Source organism: Delftia sp. JD2, from assembly GCF_001682645.1.
In the GTDB taxonomy this organism is placed as follows: domain Bacteria; phylum Pseudomonadota; class Gammaproteobacteria; order Burkholderiales; family Burkholderiaceae_C; genus Comamonas; species Comamonas acidovorans.
Genome location: NZ_LFJT01000071.1, coordinates 18,857 through 33,800 on the forward strand (window position 1 = coordinate 18,857; position 14,944 = coordinate 33,800).

The 14,944-nt window shown below is 66.8% G+C and carries 13 protein-coding genes and 1 pseudogene; 6 read left to right on the forward strand and 8 right to left on the reverse strand.

All coding sequences use genetic code 11. The annotated features are described in order from the left end of the window. Positions 1-12: 12 nt before the first annotated feature. The 3 genes from ACM14_RS26245 (at position 13) to kynU (ending at position 3,415) form a co-directional block, all read left to right on the forward strand. Positions 13-1,401, forward strand: coding sequence for an amino acid permease (locus tag ACM14_RS26245; RefSeq protein ID WP_013803671.1), 1,389 nt, complete (start codon positions 13-15; stop codon positions 1,399-1,401). A gap of 4 nt (positions 1,402-1,405) precedes the next feature. Further along, positions 1,406-2,035 carry an arylformamidase gene (kynB, locus tag ACM14_RS26250; RefSeq protein WP_043824042.1) on the forward strand — a complete coding sequence of 210 codons (630 nt, stop codon included), beginning with the start codon at positions 1,406-1,408 and terminating at the stop codon, positions 2,033-2,035. Positions 2,036-2,110: 75 nt separating this feature from the next. Then, positions 2,111-3,415, forward strand: coding sequence for a kynureninase (gene kynU, locus ACM14_RS26255; protein WP_063326908.1), 1,305 nt, complete (start codon positions 2,111-2,113; stop codon positions 3,413-3,415). Between the two features lie 17 nt (positions 3,416-3,432). Here kynU and ACM14_RS26260 read toward each other — a convergent pair whose 3' ends face one another. Beyond that, complete coding sequence (locus ACM14_RS26260) at positions 3,433-4,419, reverse strand: DNA-3-methyladenine glycosylase (RefSeq protein ID WP_065347801.1); 987 nt, start codon at positions 4,417-4,419, stop codon at positions 3,433-3,435. Continuing rightward, a complete protein-coding gene (gene ada / locus ACM14_RS26265) occupies positions 4,416-5,336 on the reverse strand; it encodes a bifunctional DNA-binding transcriptional regulator/O6-methylguanine-DNA methyltransferase Ada (RefSeq protein ID WP_012204085.1) in 921 nt (306 codons plus the stop codon). Before ada ends, ACM14_RS26260 begins: the two co-directional genes overlap by 4 nt. 163 nt (positions 5,337-5,499) lie before the next feature. Between ada and kynA the strand changes: the two genes are divergently transcribed. Then, on the forward strand, positions 5,500-6,375 hold the full coding sequence (gene kynA / locus ACM14_RS26270) for a tryptophan 2,3-dioxygenase (protein WP_012204084.1): 876 nt from the start codon (positions 5,500-5,502) through the stop codon (positions 6,373-6,375). A 91-nt stretch (positions 6,376-6,466) separates the two neighbouring features. Further along, on the forward strand, positions 6,467-7,768 hold the full coding sequence (locus ACM14_RS26275; protein WP_065347802.1) for a nitrate/nitrite transporter: 1,302 nt from the start codon (positions 6,467-6,469) through the stop codon (positions 7,766-7,768). An 18-nt stretch (positions 7,769-7,786) separates the two neighbouring features. On the opposite strand, the gene ACM14_RS26280 is transcribed toward ACM14_RS26275, so the two are convergent. The 3 genes from ACM14_RS26280 to ACM14_RS26290 all read right to left on the reverse strand — a co-directional run bounded on the left by ACM14_RS26280 (position 7,787) and on the right by ACM14_RS26290 (position 11,075). Further along, the gene (locus ACM14_RS26280; protein ID WP_013803678.1) at positions 7,787-8,995 is read right to left on the reverse strand and encodes an FAD-dependent monooxygenase; all 1,209 of its coding nucleotides are present in this window, start codon (positions 8,993-8,995) and stop codon (positions 7,787-7,789) included. Positions 8,996-9,370: 375 nt separating this feature from the next. Further along, positions 9,371-9,661 (reverse strand): H-NS family nucleoid-associated regulatory protein, encoded by a 291-nt coding sequence (locus ACM14_RS26285; protein ID WP_012204081.1) that lies wholly within the window; start codon positions 9,659-9,661, stop codon positions 9,371-9,373. A gap of 100 nt (positions 9,662-9,761) precedes the next feature. Continuing rightward, positions 9,762-11,075, reverse strand: coding sequence for a hemolysin family protein (locus tag ACM14_RS26290; protein WP_012204080.1), 1,314 nt, complete (start codon positions 11,073-11,075; stop codon positions 9,762-9,764). Positions 11,076-11,099: 24 nt separating this feature from the next. On the opposite strand from ACM14_RS26290, the gene ACM14_RS26295 reads away from it, so the two are divergent. Next, positions 11,100-11,945 (forward strand): symmetrical bis(5'-nucleosyl)-tetraphosphatase, encoded by an 846-nt coding sequence (locus ACM14_RS26295; protein ID WP_065347803.1) that lies wholly within the window; start codon positions 11,100-11,102, stop codon positions 11,943-11,945. 85 nt (positions 11,946-12,030) lie between these two features. Here ACM14_RS26295 and ACM14_RS26300 read toward each other — a convergent pair whose 3' ends face one another. The 3 genes and pseudogenes from ACM14_RS26300 to ACM14_RS26310 all read right to left on the reverse strand — a co-directional run. Then, on the reverse strand, positions 12,031-13,545 hold the full coding sequence (locus ACM14_RS26300; protein WP_065347804.1) for a DEAD/DEAH box helicase: 1,515 nt from the start codon (positions 13,543-13,545) through the stop codon (positions 12,031-12,033). Between the two features lie 221 nt (positions 13,546-13,766). Continuing rightward, on the reverse strand, positions 13,767-14,645 hold the full coding sequence (locus tag ACM14_RS26305; protein WP_012204077.1) for a neutral zinc metallopeptidase: 879 nt from the start codon (positions 14,643-14,645) through the stop codon (positions 13,767-13,769). A 108-nt stretch (positions 14,646-14,753) separates the two neighbouring features. Continuing rightward, a pseudogene (locus ACM14_RS26310) lies at positions 14,754-14,944 on the reverse strand (hypothetical protein); the annotation flags it as partial.

Below are 14,944 nucleotides of genomic sequence, written 5' to 3' on the forward strand. Positions count from 1 at the left end.
CTGCCGCGCACCATGGCCGCCTTCCAAGACATTCAGCAACGAGAAACCGGCCTGCGCCAGCAGCTGTCCGCCGCCCAGATGGTGATGATCGCCATTGGCGGCGCCATCGGCACCGGCCTGTTCATGGGCAGCGCCTTCGCCATCGGCTTCGCCGGGCCCAGCGTGCTGGTCAGCTACGCCATCGGCGCGCTGATCTCGCTGCTGCTCATGGGCTGCCTGGCCGAGATGACGGTGGCCCACCCGACCTCGGGCTCGTTCGGCGCCTATGCCGAGCACTACATCAGCCCCCTGGCCGGCTTCATGGTCCGCTATGCCTACTGGGCCGCCGTGGTGCTGGCCGTGGGCATGGAGGTGACGGCCATCGGCATCTACATGGGCTACTGGTTCCCGGACGTGCCGCGCTGGATCTGGGTGCTGGTGTTCTCGGGCGCGCTGGTGGCCGTCAACGCCAGCAGCGTCAAGGCCTTCGGCCAGGTGGAGTACGGCTTTTCCATGGTCAAGATCATCGCCATCGTGGCCTTCATCCTGATCGGCGCCTGGGTGGTGTTCGGGTCGCAGCCCCAGGGCATCGGCTTTTTCAACTACACGGCCGATGGCGGCTTCTTCCCCAAGGGCCTGTGGGGCACCTGGGTGGCCGTGATCATCGCCATCTTCAGCTACCTGAGCCTGGAGGCCGTGGCCGTGGCGGCCGGCGAGGCCGAGGACCCCAAGCGCGCCATCACCCGGGCCTTTCGCACTACCATGGCGCGCCTGGTGATCTTCTACCTGGCCACGATCGCGCTGATGCTTGCCATCGTGCCGTGGCAGCAGGCCGGCACGGACAAGAGCCCCTTCGTGAAGGTGATGGAGATCATCGGCATCCCGGGCGCTGCCAGCATCATCAACTTCGTGGTGCTGGTGGCCGCGCTGTCGGCCATGAACAGCCAGCTGTATGTGACCTCGCGCATGATGTTCAGCCTGTCGCGCGGCGGCTATGCGCCCTCGGTGTTCGGGCGGCTGAACAGCCGCGGCGTGCCCGTGGCGGCGATTGCCATCTCCTGCCTGGGCATTGCCGTGGCCGTGGCCGTGAACCTGTGGAAGCCCGAGGGCTCGCTGCTGTGGATGATGTCCGTGTCCATGTTCGGCGCCATGTTCACCTGGTTCATGATCTTCGTGACCCATCTGTTCTTCCGCGCGCGCTGGTCGCGCGAGCATCCGGGCCAGCGCCTGCAGTTCCGCATGTGGGGCTTTCCGCTGTTCACGCTGGCCGGCGCCGCGCTGATGCTGGGCGTGATCGTCACCACCTATTTCACCGAGGTCTTCCACATGACGCTGCTCACGGGCCTGCCCTTCCTGGGCCTGCTGGCACTGGTGTATGCGCTGTGGTACCGGCCCCGCGCACAAGCGCGCAAGAAGGACTGAAGCCATGACCCGCAGACTCTGGGACATCTCCCCGGCCGTGCAGGCCGCCAGCCCCGTCTTTCCCGGCGACACGGCCTACAGCCAGCAATGGTGCGCCACCATCGGTCCGGGCTGCCCGGTCAATGTCAGCGCCATCACGCTGTCGCCCCATGTGGGAGCGCATGCCGATGCACCGCTGCACTATGACGCCGACGGGGCATCCATCGGCAACGTGGACCTGGACGCCTTCCTCGGCCCCTGCCGCGTGATCCACGCCATCGGCAAGGGACCGCTGGTCGAATGGGAGCACATCGCCCACGCCGTGGAGCATCTCCCGGCACGCGTGCTGGTGCGCACCTACGAGCGCGCCCCCACCACCTGGGACCAGGAACTGGCAGCCTATGCACCGGCCACGGTCGAGCGGCTGGCCGACCTGGGCGTGAAGCTCATCGGCATAGACACGGCCAGCATCGACCCGGCCAGCAGCAAGAGCCTGGACAGCCACCAGGTGATCCGCCGGCGCGGCCTGCGCGTGCTGGAGAACCTGGTGCTGGACGAGGTGGCCGAGGGCGACTACGAGCTCATCGCCCTGCCGCTCAAGCTGGTCGAGGCCGATGCCTCGCCCGTGCGCGCCGTGCTGCGCGCCCTGGCCTGATCCCTGCCCGCATTGCGGCGCCGGCCCTGCCCGCGCCTTTCGCCTTTTCGCCTTTTCGATACCCAAGGAGACCCCGTGACGAGCCTGCAAGACTGCCTCACCCTCGATGCGCAAGACCCGCTGCGCGCCCTGCGCGACCAATTCACGCTGCCCGAAGGCGTGATCTACCTTGACGGCAATTCGCTGGGCGCCAGCCCCCGCGCCGCCGCCGCGCGCGTGGCCGAGGTGGTGCAGCAGGAATGGGCGCAGGGCCTGATCCGCTCGTGGAACGATGCCGGATGGATCAGCCTGCCCCAGCGCCTGGGCGACCAGTTCGCCCCCTGGCTGGGCGTGGGCGCGGGTGAGCTGGTGTTCACCGACACGGCCTCCATCAACCTCTACAAGGTGCTGACAGCGGCGGCCCGCATCGCGCGCGAGGACGCGCCGCAGCGCAAGCGCCTGATCAGCGAGCGCAGCAACTTCCCCACCGACCTCTATATCGCCCAGTCGGTCTGCCAGGAATACGGCCTGGAGCTGGTGCTGCTCGAACCCGAGGAAATTGCCGGCGCGCTGACCGACGAGGTCGCCATCTGCATGCTCACCCATGTCAACTACCGCACGGGCGCCATGCACGACATGGCTGCCGTGACGGCTGCCGCGCAGGGCAAGGGCATTCTCTGCGTCTGGGACCTGTGCCACAGCGCGGGTGCCGTGCCTGTCGATCTCAAGGGCGCGAATGCCGACTTCGCCATCGGCTGCAGCTACAAGTACCTCAACGGCGGCCCGGGCGCGCCGGCCTTTGTCTGGGCCAACCCGCGCCTGATCAACCGCTTCTGGCAGCCGCTGTCGGGCTGGTTCGGCCATGCCGAGCCTTTCAAGTTCGTGCCGGACTACCACCCGGCCCAGGGCATACAGCGCTACCTGTGCGGCACCCAGCCCATGGTCAGCCTGAGCGTGCTGCAGTGCGGCCTGGACGTGTTCACGGCCGTGGAGCCGCTGGGCGGCATGGACGCGCTGCGCAACAAGTCGCTGGCGCTGACCGACCTGTTCATCGCCCTGGTCGAGGAACGCTGCCAGGGCCACGGCCTGGGCCTGGCCACGCCGCGCGAGCACGGCCGGCGCGGCTCCCAGGTCTGCCTCACGCGCGAGGAGGGACTGGGCGTGGACGGCAAGGACAGCGGCGCCTATGCCATCGTGCAGGCGCTGATCGCGCGCGGCGTGATCGGCGACTTCCGCAAGGGCGACGGCACGGGCCTGCACAAGGACATCCTGCGCTTCGGCTTCACGCCGCTGTACGTGGGATTCGAAGATGTCTGGCATGCCGTGGAGCACCTGCGCCAGGTGCTGGAATCGGGCGAATGGCGCAAGCCGGAGTTCAACCGCGTCAATGCGGTGACCTGAAGCCTGAGGCCCGGCGCTCAGAACGCCGTGGACGACAGCGAGGCCCAGAGATGGGCCGCGACCAGGGCGCGCCAGGGCGCGAAGTCCCGCAGCCACAACTCGGTCTGCGCCGCATCCATGGCGTCCGTCTTCAACAGCAGGGCCAGGGCCCGGCGCACGGCCACATCGCCGTGCAGCGGGCCGTCCAGGTGGCCATAGCCGCGCAGCAGCATGTAGTTCACGGTCCACGGGCCTATGCCCTTGAGGGCCAGCAGCCGCTCGCGGATCTCGGCCACCGGCAGTTCAGGCAGGGCCGCCCAGTCGTCCAGCGGCAATTCACCCGACTGCACGGCCTGGGCCAGCAGGCGCAGCGTGTGCGTCTTGCTCCGCGAAAAGCCGGCGGCGCGCAAATCCTCCTCACCGAGCTGCGCCAGCTGGGCGGCCTCCGGCATGCACCACAGCTGCTGCGGCGCGTCGGCATGGCCATCGTGCAGCGCCACCGGCTGGCCGGCTGCGGCGATCAGGCGGCGGCGCAGCGACACGGCTGCCGCCACGCTGATCTGCTGCCCGGTGACGGCCCAGCTCAGCGCCTCCCAGGGCGTGCAGGCCGCCGGCACATGCAGGCCACGCTGGCGCGCCAGCAGCGGCCCCAGCCGCGCATGGCGGCCAAAACGGCGCTCGAATTCGCCCACATCCTGGGACAGTCCGAACATGCGCCGCAGCATGGCGGCCAGCACATCGTCCATGCCGGCGATGGCGCCTGCACCGGCGGGCAGGCGCCATCGGGCCTGCACCACGGCCGCCTCTTCGCACTGCTGCGTCAGCTCCAGGGTCAGCAGCGTGGGAAGGCCTTTCCACATCAGGCCCTTGTGCATGCGGATGGTGTCGCCGTCCTGCAGATCGCATTCGGACAGGCGCTGGGCATCGCGCCGGTGAAAGCCCCAGAACTCGTTCATGCGATAGCCGGCCGGCAGCGTCAGTTGCTGCTGCGCGCCATGGCTGTGGCCGCCACGCCGCCCGCTCATGCCTTGCCGGCCTGGCGCAGCGGGGCTCGGCCGCTCTCCCGCCCTGTCTCCCGGCCAGCGGCCTCCTGCGCCTGGCGCGCCTCGCGCAGCAGCAGGGCACGCTTGCGCTCCACGCCCCAGCGGTAGCCGGAGATGCTGCCGTCGTTGCGCACCACGCGGTGGCAGGGCACGGCCACGGCAATCGGGTTGGCAGCGACGGCGCTGGCCACGGCGCGGGCGCCCGTGGGCATGCCCAGGCGCAGGGCCAGTTCCGAGTAGCTCAGGGTCTGGCCGGCCGGAATGGCGCACAGCGCCTGCCACACGCGCTGCTGGAAGACCGTGCCCTGCACGTCCAGCGGCAGCGCCAGGCCGCGGCGCGGCTGCTCGACCAGGGCCACGACCTGGGCCACGGTGTGCTCGAAGCCCGCATCGCCGCCCACCAGCTCGGCCAGCGGAAAGCGCTGCTGCAGGTCCTGCACCAGGGCCTCGGCGTCGTCGCCCAGCAGTACGCAGCACACGCCGCGCTCGGTACTGGCCACGAGGATGCTGCCCAGCGTGCATTCGGCCACGGCAAAGCGGATGGTCTGGCGCATGCCGCCGCGCCGGTAGTCGCCGGGCGCCATGCCCAGCATGGCGCCTGCGTCGCGGTAGAAACTGCTGCTGGCCGCATAGCCGCTGGAGTAGGCCGCATCGGTGACCGAGTCGCTCTGGCCCGGCTGCAGCGCCGCGCGCAAGGCATGCGCGCGATGGGCCTTGGCATAGGCCTTGGGCGTGAGGCCCGTGGCCTGCTTGAACAATCGGTGCAGCTGCCAGGGGCTCAGGCCCGAGCGTTCGGCAAGCTGGCCCAGGGCGGGTGGGGGCTCCTCGGTCTCCAGCCAGCGGCAGCATCGGGCCACCAGGGCCGTGGGGTTGGCAGTGGCATCGCTGGCTTGATTCATGGCTTGGTTGGACACGGCATGTCTTTCTGGGTCGTCGGATGCCCTACTCTACGCAGCCCGGAGCACCCGCGCATCCCGCTTCTTGCAACCCGCAGGATTTCAGCGCGGGATTCGGTTACGCTGCGCCCTGCATTTTCCGCGTCGAGACTTGCGAGACTCCCACATGACCACCGAACACTCCGGCTGCCCCATGAACAGCCCCGGCCGCACCGAATCCATCGTCAAAGAGGAGCGCGCCCAGCTGGACTTCAGCCAGTCCATGAGCTATGGCGACTACCTGCACCTGGACCAGATCCTCACGGCACAGCATCCGCTGTCGCCCGCGCATGACGAGATGCTGTTCATCATCCAGCACCAGACCAGCGAGCTGTGGATGAAGCTGATGCTGCATGAGGTCCGAGCCGCCACGGCCGCCATCGCAGGCGGCACGCGTGCGGACGCCTTCAAGATGCTGGCCCGCGTGAGCCGCATCATGGAGCAACTGGTCAGCGCCTGGACCGTGCTGTCCACCATGACCCCGCCCGAGTACACGGCCATGCGCCCCTACCTGGCCAACTCCAGCGGCTTCCAAAGCTACCAGTACCGCTGCATCGAGTTCTCGCTGGGCAACAAGAACGCCGCCATGCTCCAGCCCCATGCCCACCGGCCCGACCTGCTGGCCCAGGTGGAGACGGCATGGCGCTCGCCTTCGCTCTACGACGTATCCCTGCAGCTGCTGGCGCGCGAGGGCATCGACGTGCCCGCCGACAGGCTGGAGCGCGACTGGACCCAGCCCTATGAGGCCAGCGAGGGCGTCAAGCAGGCCTGGATCACCGTCTACCGCGATCCCCACAAGCACTGGGACCTGTACCAGCTTGGCGAAAAGCTGGCCGACATCGAGGACGCCTTCCGCCTGTGGCGCTTCCGCCACCTGACCACGGTGGAGCGCGTCATCGGCTTCAAGCGCGGCACGGGCGGCACCGGCGGCGTCAGCTATCTGCGCAAGATGCTGGACGTGGTGCTGTTCCCCGAAATCTGGGCGCTGCGCACCGAGCTGTAAGAACTGGCGGGCGCCACCGACGGCAGGCCGCTGCGGTGGCGACAGCGCGCAGGCGCGCAAACAGGTAAGCTGCGGCGCCAGGAGAAATACCGTGTCCGCAGCGCCACAACAGCCCCCACACAACAACATACACACAGAGGCTTCGCAGACCTCCCCCGCAGCACCGCCGCCGCGCAGCCAACTGCTGTGGGCCATGCTGCTGTCCCTGCTCTCGGCCTTTGCGCTGAGCCAGGCCTTTCGCACCACCACCTCGGTCATGGCCACGGGTCTGCAGCAGGATTTCGGGCTCACGGCCCAGTCGCTGGGCGCCTTCGCCGGCCTGTTCGGACTGTCCTTCGGCGTGGCCCAGTTGCTGATGGGCATCGGCATGGATCTCTATGGCCTGCGGCGCACGGTGCTGCTGTCGTTTCCGCTGGCGATCGCGGGATCGGCACTGTCCGCCGCCGCACCCAATTACGGCTGGCTGATGGTGGGCCAGTTGCTGATCGGCGTGGGCTGCTCGCCCGCCTTTCTGGCCTGCACCATGTTCATCTCGCGCCACTTTCCCATGGACCGCTTTGCCTTTCTGTCGGGCGTGGGCATGGGTGTCGGTGGACTGGGGCTGCTGTTCACAGGCACGCCACTGGCCTGGCTGGTCCAGCATTTCGGCTGGCGCTCGGGCTTTGCGCTGCTGGCCGTGATGTCGGCGCTGTCGTGGCTGCTGATCTGGTGGCGCGTGCACGAGCCCGCCCGCAGCGGAGCACAGACCGCCGCACGGGAAAGCTGGGGCGTGGCGGCACGCCGCATGGCCGAGCTGTTCACGCTGCCGCACACCCTGGGCATCGTCCTGCTGGCCATGGCCTGCTATGCATCGTTTCTGGCGCTGCGCGGCCTGTGGCTGGGGCCGCTGCTCATCCATCGCTATGGCTTTTCGCTGGTGGAAAGCGGCAATGTGGCGCTGGTCGTATCGATGATCTCGCTATTCAGCCCCGCGATTTTCGGGCGCATGGATCCCGGCCCAGGACGGCGCCGGCGCTGGCTCACCAATTACTCGCTGCTCATGGGCAGCCTGTTCATGCTCATGGCCTTTTTGCACCATGGCTGGACCAATGTGGCGCTGATCTTCGCCATGGGCCTGCTGTCGGGCTATTCGGTGCTGCAGTACGCCGATGTGCGCGCTTCCTACCCCCCCGAGATGACCGGCCGCGCACTGTCGCTGTTCACCATGGCCATGTTCCTGGGCGTGGCCCTGGTGCAATGGTTCACGGGCTGGGTGGCGGCCTGGGCCGAGGCCTGGGGCGTGGAGCCCTACAAGGCCGTGATGATCTCGATTGCAGCCACGCTGGTGGGCGCGTCGACCGCGTTCCGTTTCCTGCCCTCCTCGCCGCTGCTGCGCCAGGCATCCGCCGCCTAGCGGCCGGAGTCTGTGCCTCTACAAGGCGTTGGCGGCCGAGCCATCGCCGCGGTACAGCCAGGGCAGATCCATCAGCCGGGAGCCCAGCAGGCGCAGCGACAGGTCACGCCCCCAGCGCACAGGACCCGTGGCATGGAAGATGCGGCCATTGCGCTGCGAGCGTGCCTGCACGCGCGCATTGCGCTGCCAGCGGTTGAGCGCGTAGCGGCGCAGGCGCATGTTGACGTCGAGATCGTGCATGGACAGGGCGCGCTGCAGCTCCGCTGCATCTTCAATCGCCATGCCCGCACCCTGGGCCAGATAGGGGCGCATGGGATGGGCCGCATCGCCCAGCAAGGCCACTACGCCGCGCGCCATCTGCGCGGCCGATTGCACGGGCGGGCGGTCCCCCACCGGCCACAGCCGCCAGTCGCCACCGGCCGCTGGCACATGCTGGACCAGGTCCAGCAGCTGGGGGCAACTGCCCTGCAGCACCCGCACCAGATCGTCGAGATTGCCCGCATGGTCCCAGTTAGCCAGATCCTCGGGCGCCGGGCCCTGGATGATGATCACCAGGTTCTGCAGCTCGCCCCGGCGCACGGGGTACTGGATGGCATGCATGCGCGAGCCCAGCCAGGCCGTGACATCGGTGGCCCGCAGGCGCTTGGGCAACTGGGCCTGGTGCACCAGGGCGCGGTAGGCCAGGTGCCCGGTGACACGCGGCGGGCCGTCGCCCAGCAACTGCTGGCGCAGAACGCTGCGCACGCCATCGGCGGCGACCAGGGCATCGCCTTCGATCAGCTTGCCGGCCCGGGTTCGCACGGTGACCACGCCGTCGGTCTCGGAAAAGCTCTCGATGGGCTGGCCCAGGTTCAGGTGCATGCCCGGATAAGTCTGAGCGGCTTCCCGCAGCAATTGCTGCAGATCGGCCCGGTGGATGGTGGCGTAGGCCGCGCCATAGCGTTGCACGGACTCGCTGCCCAAGGGCATGTGCGCCAATTCCTGCCCGGTGACTGCGCTGCGCACGCGCAGGCTGCCCGGCAATGCCACCACCTGCTGCAGCGGTTTTTGCAGGCCCCAGGCCTGAAGCCGCCGCACGACATTCGGACCGATCTGGATTCCGGCGCCCACTTCACTGAGCGCGGGCGCCTGCTCGAAAAGACGCACTTCCCAACCCGCCCGCGACGCACCGATGGCGGCGGCCAGGCCACCAATGCCGCCGCCGGCAATCAACACCTGCTTGTTCATGTGCGTATTGTGCCCGTGCCGCCACCCATGGCGGCAGGGGCCTGATTATTCAAGTCGGACACCGCTGAAGAAAATCAAAGAATGCTCGGAATCTTCTGAAACATGCGCGCATCCCCCAGGCATTGAGGCGCATCAAGATCCCAAAAAGGGCATCTCGCCACGCACCAGACTCCCATAAAGGACATCCCCCACCATCACCTGTGCGGCGCGGCCAAAAATCGGCCTTTGCATCGCCGCTCTGGAAATGTTCATACACGGATCCACACTTTACGCCTCAGATGATAGAGATTCTCAACTGAGACAATCTTTTGACAAATGGCCGTGACAATGAAAAAAGCCCGCACTGGGCGGGCTCTTTCATGCGCGACGGGAAAATCAGATGACAAACTTCTCACGGTCCTGATTCTGAATCCACTTTGGCGGCTTGCCACGTCCGGTCCAGGTTTGGCCGGTTGCGGGATCGCGGTACTTGGGAGCCACTTTGGCGCCGGTTGTGCCAGCGGTACGACCACGAGCTGCAGGAAACACGTCATCGGCAGTCAGACCATATTCGGCAATCAAGTTGCGAACCTGTCCCACGGCGTCGGCAAGCTCGCGCTTGCGTGCTTCCTGGATCTGTTGCTCCAGTTCCTGTCGCTGCTTCAGCAGTTCCTTGTAAGAGCTCATGGTATGCGCCTTGAAAGTAGTTTAAGAGCTTTCATTATAAAAACATAATCAGCACATGGCGCAAGACGCATGTAAGCAAAACCCACAATATCGCTGCTGCCTATTGCGAAGAGTAGTTCTCGGATAAATCCGATATGGCCAGCACCTTGTCAATGCGTTTGCCATCGAGATCGATCACCTCGAAGATCCAGCCCGCACAGCTTACCCGTTCCCCCAGAATGGGCAAATGACCGCTTTCTGCCATGAGAAGGCCCGCCACGGTGTTGTATCGGCCGCGGTGCTCATCGGGAAGATCACGAATATCGAGGCGCGCCTTCAGCTCCGATATGGGCATCAGACCGTCCAATAGCCAGGAGCCATCCTCGCGCTGCATGGCCCAGGCTTCTGCCTCGGTCACAGGCTGTAACTCGCCGGTAATCGCCTCGAGCAAATCCCGGGGCGTCATGATGCCCTGCACCACGCCATATTCATCCACCACAAACACCATGCGCCCGGACCGGGCACGCAATTGCTCCAGCAGCTCCATGGCGCTGAGCGTCTCGGGCAGGAAAGAAGCCGGCAGCACATGTTCGTACAGCGTGGTGCCGGCGGCATCCGAGCCCAATGCCAGCAGGCGCGCCACGCTGATGATGCCGACCACGTCATCCAGCGAATTGCGGCACACCGGGTACCAGGAATGCCCGCCCTTCGAGTGGTCGTCGGCCGAGGCCTGCAATGCCTCGGTGACGGTCATGTCGGCATCCAGCCATTGCACGTCGCCGCGCGGGACCATGATCGACGTCAGTGAGCGGTCATCGAGGTGAAAGACGTTTTGCACCATCTGGTGCTCGTTGGCCTCGATCACTCCGGCATCCCGCCCTTCGGCGAGGCTTGCCACGATTTCCTCTTCGGTCACGGCGCGCGCTGCGGATTCATTGATGCGCAGCAGAGTCAGCATGGCGCGCGTGGAAAAGGCCAGCAGCCGCACAAAGGGCTTTGCAGCCGACGCCACCCAGGTCATGGGCCGGGAAACCACCGTGGCCACGGTTTCGGGATAAAGCTGGCCTATGCGCTTTGGCACCAGCTCGCCGAAGACGATAGTGACGAAGGTGATCACGGTCACGACGAGCGCCGTGGCAGAAATGCTGGCCGCGCGTTCCGGAATTCCCAGGCCCAGCAGCCATGCGGCCAGCCCGTCACTGAAGGCCGCCTCGCCCAAAATGCCGTTGAGCAGGCCGATGGAGGTGATGCCCACCTGCACCGAAGAAAGAAATTGCGTGGGGTTTTCGAGCAAGGCCAGTGCTGCCACCGCACCCTTGTCGCCTGTTTCAGCCAGTGCCACCAACCGAGCCTTGCGGCTGGAGGCCAGTGCCAATTCGGACATTGCAAACACCCCATTGAGCAGCGTAAGCAACGCGATCAGCAGAAAATCCATGGTTCGTATATCAGAAAGAAGACCATGGCACTTTACTGTATCGGCGATATCCAGGGATGCCACGACGCCTTTGAGCGCCTGCTGCACCGCGTGGACTTCTCCGCCAGCCGCGATACCTTGTACATCCTGGGTGACCTTGTGAACCGCGGTCCGGAATCGGACAAGGTGCTGCGCACCTGCATGGCCGCCGGCGACTCCATGCGCGCCCTGCTGGGCAACCATGACCTGCACCTGCTGGCCGCCGCCCAGGGCGTGCGCCGCAGCAGCCGGCGCGACACGCTGGCCCGGGTGCTGGATGCGCCCGACCGCGATCAGCTGCTGGACTGGCTGCGCCACCAGCCGCTGGCGCGCAGCCACCGCATGGCGCATGGCGAGGAACTGCTGATGGTCCATGCCGGCGTGCTGCCGCAGTGGAGCAGCCAGGAAGTGTTGGCGCTGGCGGGCGAGGTGCATGCGGTACTGCGCAGCAAGCAGTTGCCCGATTTTCTGCAGGCCATGTACGGCAACCAGCCCGATCGCTGGTCACCCGACTTGCAGGGTTGGGAGCGGCTGCGGGTCATCGTCAACGCCTTGACCCGGCTGCGCTTTTGCACCGCACAGGGTGTCATGGATTTCGACAGCACCGAGTCGGCCGAGCAGGCGGCGCCCGGCCTCATGCCCTGGTTCGATGTGCCGGGCCGCGCCACGGCGAGCGCAACGATTGCGTTTGGCCACTGGTCCACGCTGGGCCACATCAGCCGGCCCGACCTGGTGGCGCTGGACACCGGCTGCGTCTGGGGCGGCTGCCTGAGCATGATGCGTTTCGGCGATCACCTGGCGGACCGGGAACTGATCCAGGTGGACTGCCCGCAGGCTCAGGCCCCGGGCTGACCTGGACGACTCCCATGAGCGAGCGCCCATGAAAAAACGCCTGCAAGGCAGGCGTTTTTCGTGAGGCAGGAGGCTTGCGCGGCGCTCAGACCTCGGAAGTGGCGACGGGTGCCACAGGCGGGACCGGCGCAACAGGCGCAACAGGCGCCTTGAACAGCGCGGCCAGCTTGCGCTTGGGCTTGATGCCGCTGCCCGCCTTGGGCGCGGCAGCACCCTGGCTGTCCCAGCTCGCATCGACGCTGGCGGATGCCTCGTAGGGCTTGTCGAAGAACGGGTCCGAGTGCGCCGGGCGCTGGGCCATGCGCGAGCCGCGATGGCCAAAACCGGAACTGCCCCGCGACGCATCACCGCCGCGATCGCCACGCTCGGCGCCGCGATCCCGTTCACGACCGTAGCCGCCGCTGCTTTGGCGCGGCAGCTCGTCAAAACGGTGACCACGCGGTGCGCTGCCACGGAAATCTTCCATGGGGCAGGGCTCGACGTTGATCTTCTTCTTGATGAGCTTCTCGATCTCGCCCACCAGGCGCGCATCGTGGTTGGTCACCAGGGTCACGGCAATGCCGGACGCGCCTGCGCGGCCCGTGCGGCCGATGCGGTGCACATAGTCTTCGGCGTTGAAGGGCACGTCGTAGTTGAAGACGGCCGGCACGTCCTTGATGTCCAGGCCACGGGCCGCGACATCGGTACACACCAGCAGATCCACCTCGCCGCGCTTGAAGGCTTCAAGCGCCTTCAGGCGCTCGTCCTGGCTCTTGTCGCCGTGCAGCGCCGTTGCGCGCAGGCCATCACGCTCCAGGGCACGCGTCAGGCGCGCACAGCCCAGCTTGCTGTTGGAGAAGACGAAGGCCTGGCGGATGTCGCGCTGCTTGAGCAGGGAGCGCAGCGCATAGCGCTTGTCGTCGTCGCTGACGCTGTAGAAGCGCTGCTCCACCGTGGACGCCGTCTCGTTGGGGCGGGCCACTTCGATGGTGACGGGGTCCTGCAGGTAGCTGCTGGCCAGGCGCTTGATCTCGGGCGAGAAGGTGGCGCTGAACAGCAAGGTGGTGCGTGTCTTGGGCAGGTGGGACAGGATGCGCTGCAGATCGGGCAAAAAGCCGATGTCGAGCATGCGGTCTGCCTCGTCAAGCACCACGTACTCGACCTGGTTGAGCACGGCGTTCTTGGCTTCGATGTGGTCAAGCAGACGGCCCGGCGTGGCCACCAGCACCTCGACGCCCTTCTTGAGCTCCAGCGTCTGCGGCTTCATGTCCATGCCGCCGAACACCACGGTGCTGCGCAGCTTGGTGTACTTCGCATACTGGGCGATCTGCTGGGCCACCTGGTCCGCCAGTTCGCGTGTGGGCAAAAGCACCAACGCCCGCACGGGGTGGCGTGCAGGCGAAGCGGAGGTATTTTCGTGGCGCATCAGCCGCTGCAGCAACGGCAGCGAGAACGCCGCCGTCTTGCCTGTGCCGGTCTGGGCGGCGCCCATGACATCCTTGCCGGTCAGAACGACCGGAATGGCCTGTGCCTGGATGGGCGTCATGGACTCGTAGCCCATGTCGGCCACGGCGCGCGCCAGGGACTCAGCCAGCTGGAGATTGGAGAAAGAGCTTGTCATTGAGAGCGCTATTGTCGCACCTAGCGCGATTTGTGCGTTGCAATAACGCCAATTGGCACCTGGACAAGCATGGCGTTGTGTGAGCGCAACCCGCAAAAACCCGGTATGAGGGCCCGCAAGGCGGGCATTTTTTCATCGCCGGACAGCCTCCAGATGAAAAAGCGGCCCCTCGCAGGGGCCGTCGAAGCTTGCGCTGCAACGCGAGCGTGGGGGGGTACTTCTCAGAGGGAAGCGGCCGAAAAAGTGTCGCAGGACTTGACGCTGCCGGTACGCAGGCCGGTGCTGAACCAGCGCTGGCGTTGGGCGCTGGTGCCGTGCGTGAAGCTGTCCGGCACCACGGCGCCGCCGCCTGCGCGCTGCAGGGCGTCGTCGCCGATCTTGGATGCCGCATTCATGGCCGACTCCACATCGCCCTGCTCCAGGATCTGGCGGGCGCTTTGCGCGCGGTTCGCCCAGACGCCTGCCAGGCAATCGGCCTGCAGTTCCAGCTTGACCGACAGGTGGTTGTACTCCACCTTGCTGACGCGGCCACGGGCGCGGTCCACCTGGGCGCTGATGCCCAGCAGGTTCTGCACGTGGTGGCCCACCTCGTGGGCAATCACATAGGCCTGGGCGAAATCGCCGGGCGCGCCCAGCTGGTTCTTGAGCGTTTCGTAGAAGCCCAGGTCGATATACACCTTCTGGTCGGCAGGGCAGTAGAAGGGCCCCATGGCCGACTGCCCCGTGCCGCAGGCCGTAGGCGTTGCGCCACGGAACAGCACGAGCTTGGGATCGGTATATTGGGCGCCGCCCTGGCGGAACACATCGCGCCAGACATCTTCGGTATCGGCCAGCACGGTGGAGACAAAGCGGGCGAGCTTGTCATCGGCCGGCGGCTTGTGGGCCGGGCCCTGAGGCTGCTGCACCTGCACCGGCGAGCCGCCGCTGAGCGCACCCAGGATGGTCAGCGGGTTGATGCCCAGCACCCAGCCGCCGACCAGGGCGATGACGATGGTGCCAATGCCTATGCTGCGTCCGCCGAAGACGGGGCCGCCGCCACCGCCACCCTCGTCACGGCGGTCTTCCACATTGTCCGACTCGCGGTTGCCATCCCATCTCATGGTGTTCACTCCTGGATCTGTGCTGCAGCCTGCAGCATCGGGCGGCGATATTACGTCGGAACCTGCGGGACTGCAGCGACCGCAGTTGTGGCAATGATACGGCGTGTATCAGCGCACGGGCTGCACCGCCATGGGGGCGGTGGCCGGTGGCGCCTGGCTGCGCAGGACCTGCTCGCGGGCCACCAGCACCATGGCGGCCAGCAGCGCGGCGACGATGCCCAGGCCGATGACGACCGCCAGGCCCAGCCCCCATCCGCCGCGCCTGCGCCGCTCGCGTGCAGGCTCGCCGGGCCGGCGGG

Excerpts from the sequence above, each read along its gene's own strand:
- ACM14_RS26245 (WP_013803671.1), top strand. The coding sequence starts at position 13 with ATGGCCGCCTTCCAAGACATTCAGCAACGAGAAACCGGCCTGCGCCAG.
- kynB (WP_043824042.1), top strand. The coding sequence starts at position 1,406 with ATGACCCGCAGACTCTGGGACATCTCCCCGGCCGTGCAGGCCGCCAGC.
- ACM14_RS26260 (WP_065347801.1), bottom strand. The coding sequence starts at position 4,419 with ATGAGCGGGCGGCGTGGCGGCCACAGCCATGGCGCGCAGCAGCAACTG.
- ada (WP_012204085.1), bottom strand. The coding sequence starts at position 5,336 with ATGAATCAAGCCAGCGATGCCACTGCCAACCCCACGGCCCTGGTGGCC.
- kynA (WP_012204084.1), top strand. The coding sequence starts at position 5,500 with ATGACCACCGAACACTCCGGCTGCCCCATGAACAGCCCCGGCCGCACC.
- ACM14_RS26280 (WP_013803678.1), bottom strand. The coding sequence starts at position 8,995 with ATGAACAAGCAGGTGTTGATTGCCGGCGGCGGCATTGGTGGCCTGGCC.
- ACM14_RS26285 (WP_012204081.1), bottom strand. The coding sequence starts at position 9,661 with ATGAGCTCTTACAAGGAACTGCTGAAGCAGCGACAGGAACTGGAGCAA.
- ACM14_RS26290 (WP_012204080.1), bottom strand. The coding sequence starts at position 11,075 with ATGGATTTTCTGCTGATCGCGTTGCTTACGCTGCTCAATGGGGTGTTT.
- ACM14_RS26295 (WP_065347803.1), top strand. The coding sequence starts at position 11,100 with ATGGCACTTTACTGTATCGGCGATATCCAGGGATGCCACGACGCCTTT.
- ACM14_RS26300 (WP_065347804.1), bottom strand. The coding sequence starts at position 13,545 with ATGACAAGCTCTTTCTCCAATCTCCAGCTGGCTGAGTCCCTGGCGCGC.
- ACM14_RS26305 (WP_012204077.1), bottom strand. The coding sequence starts at position 14,645 with ATGAGATGGGATGGCAACCGCGAGTCGGACAATGTGGAAGACCGCCGT.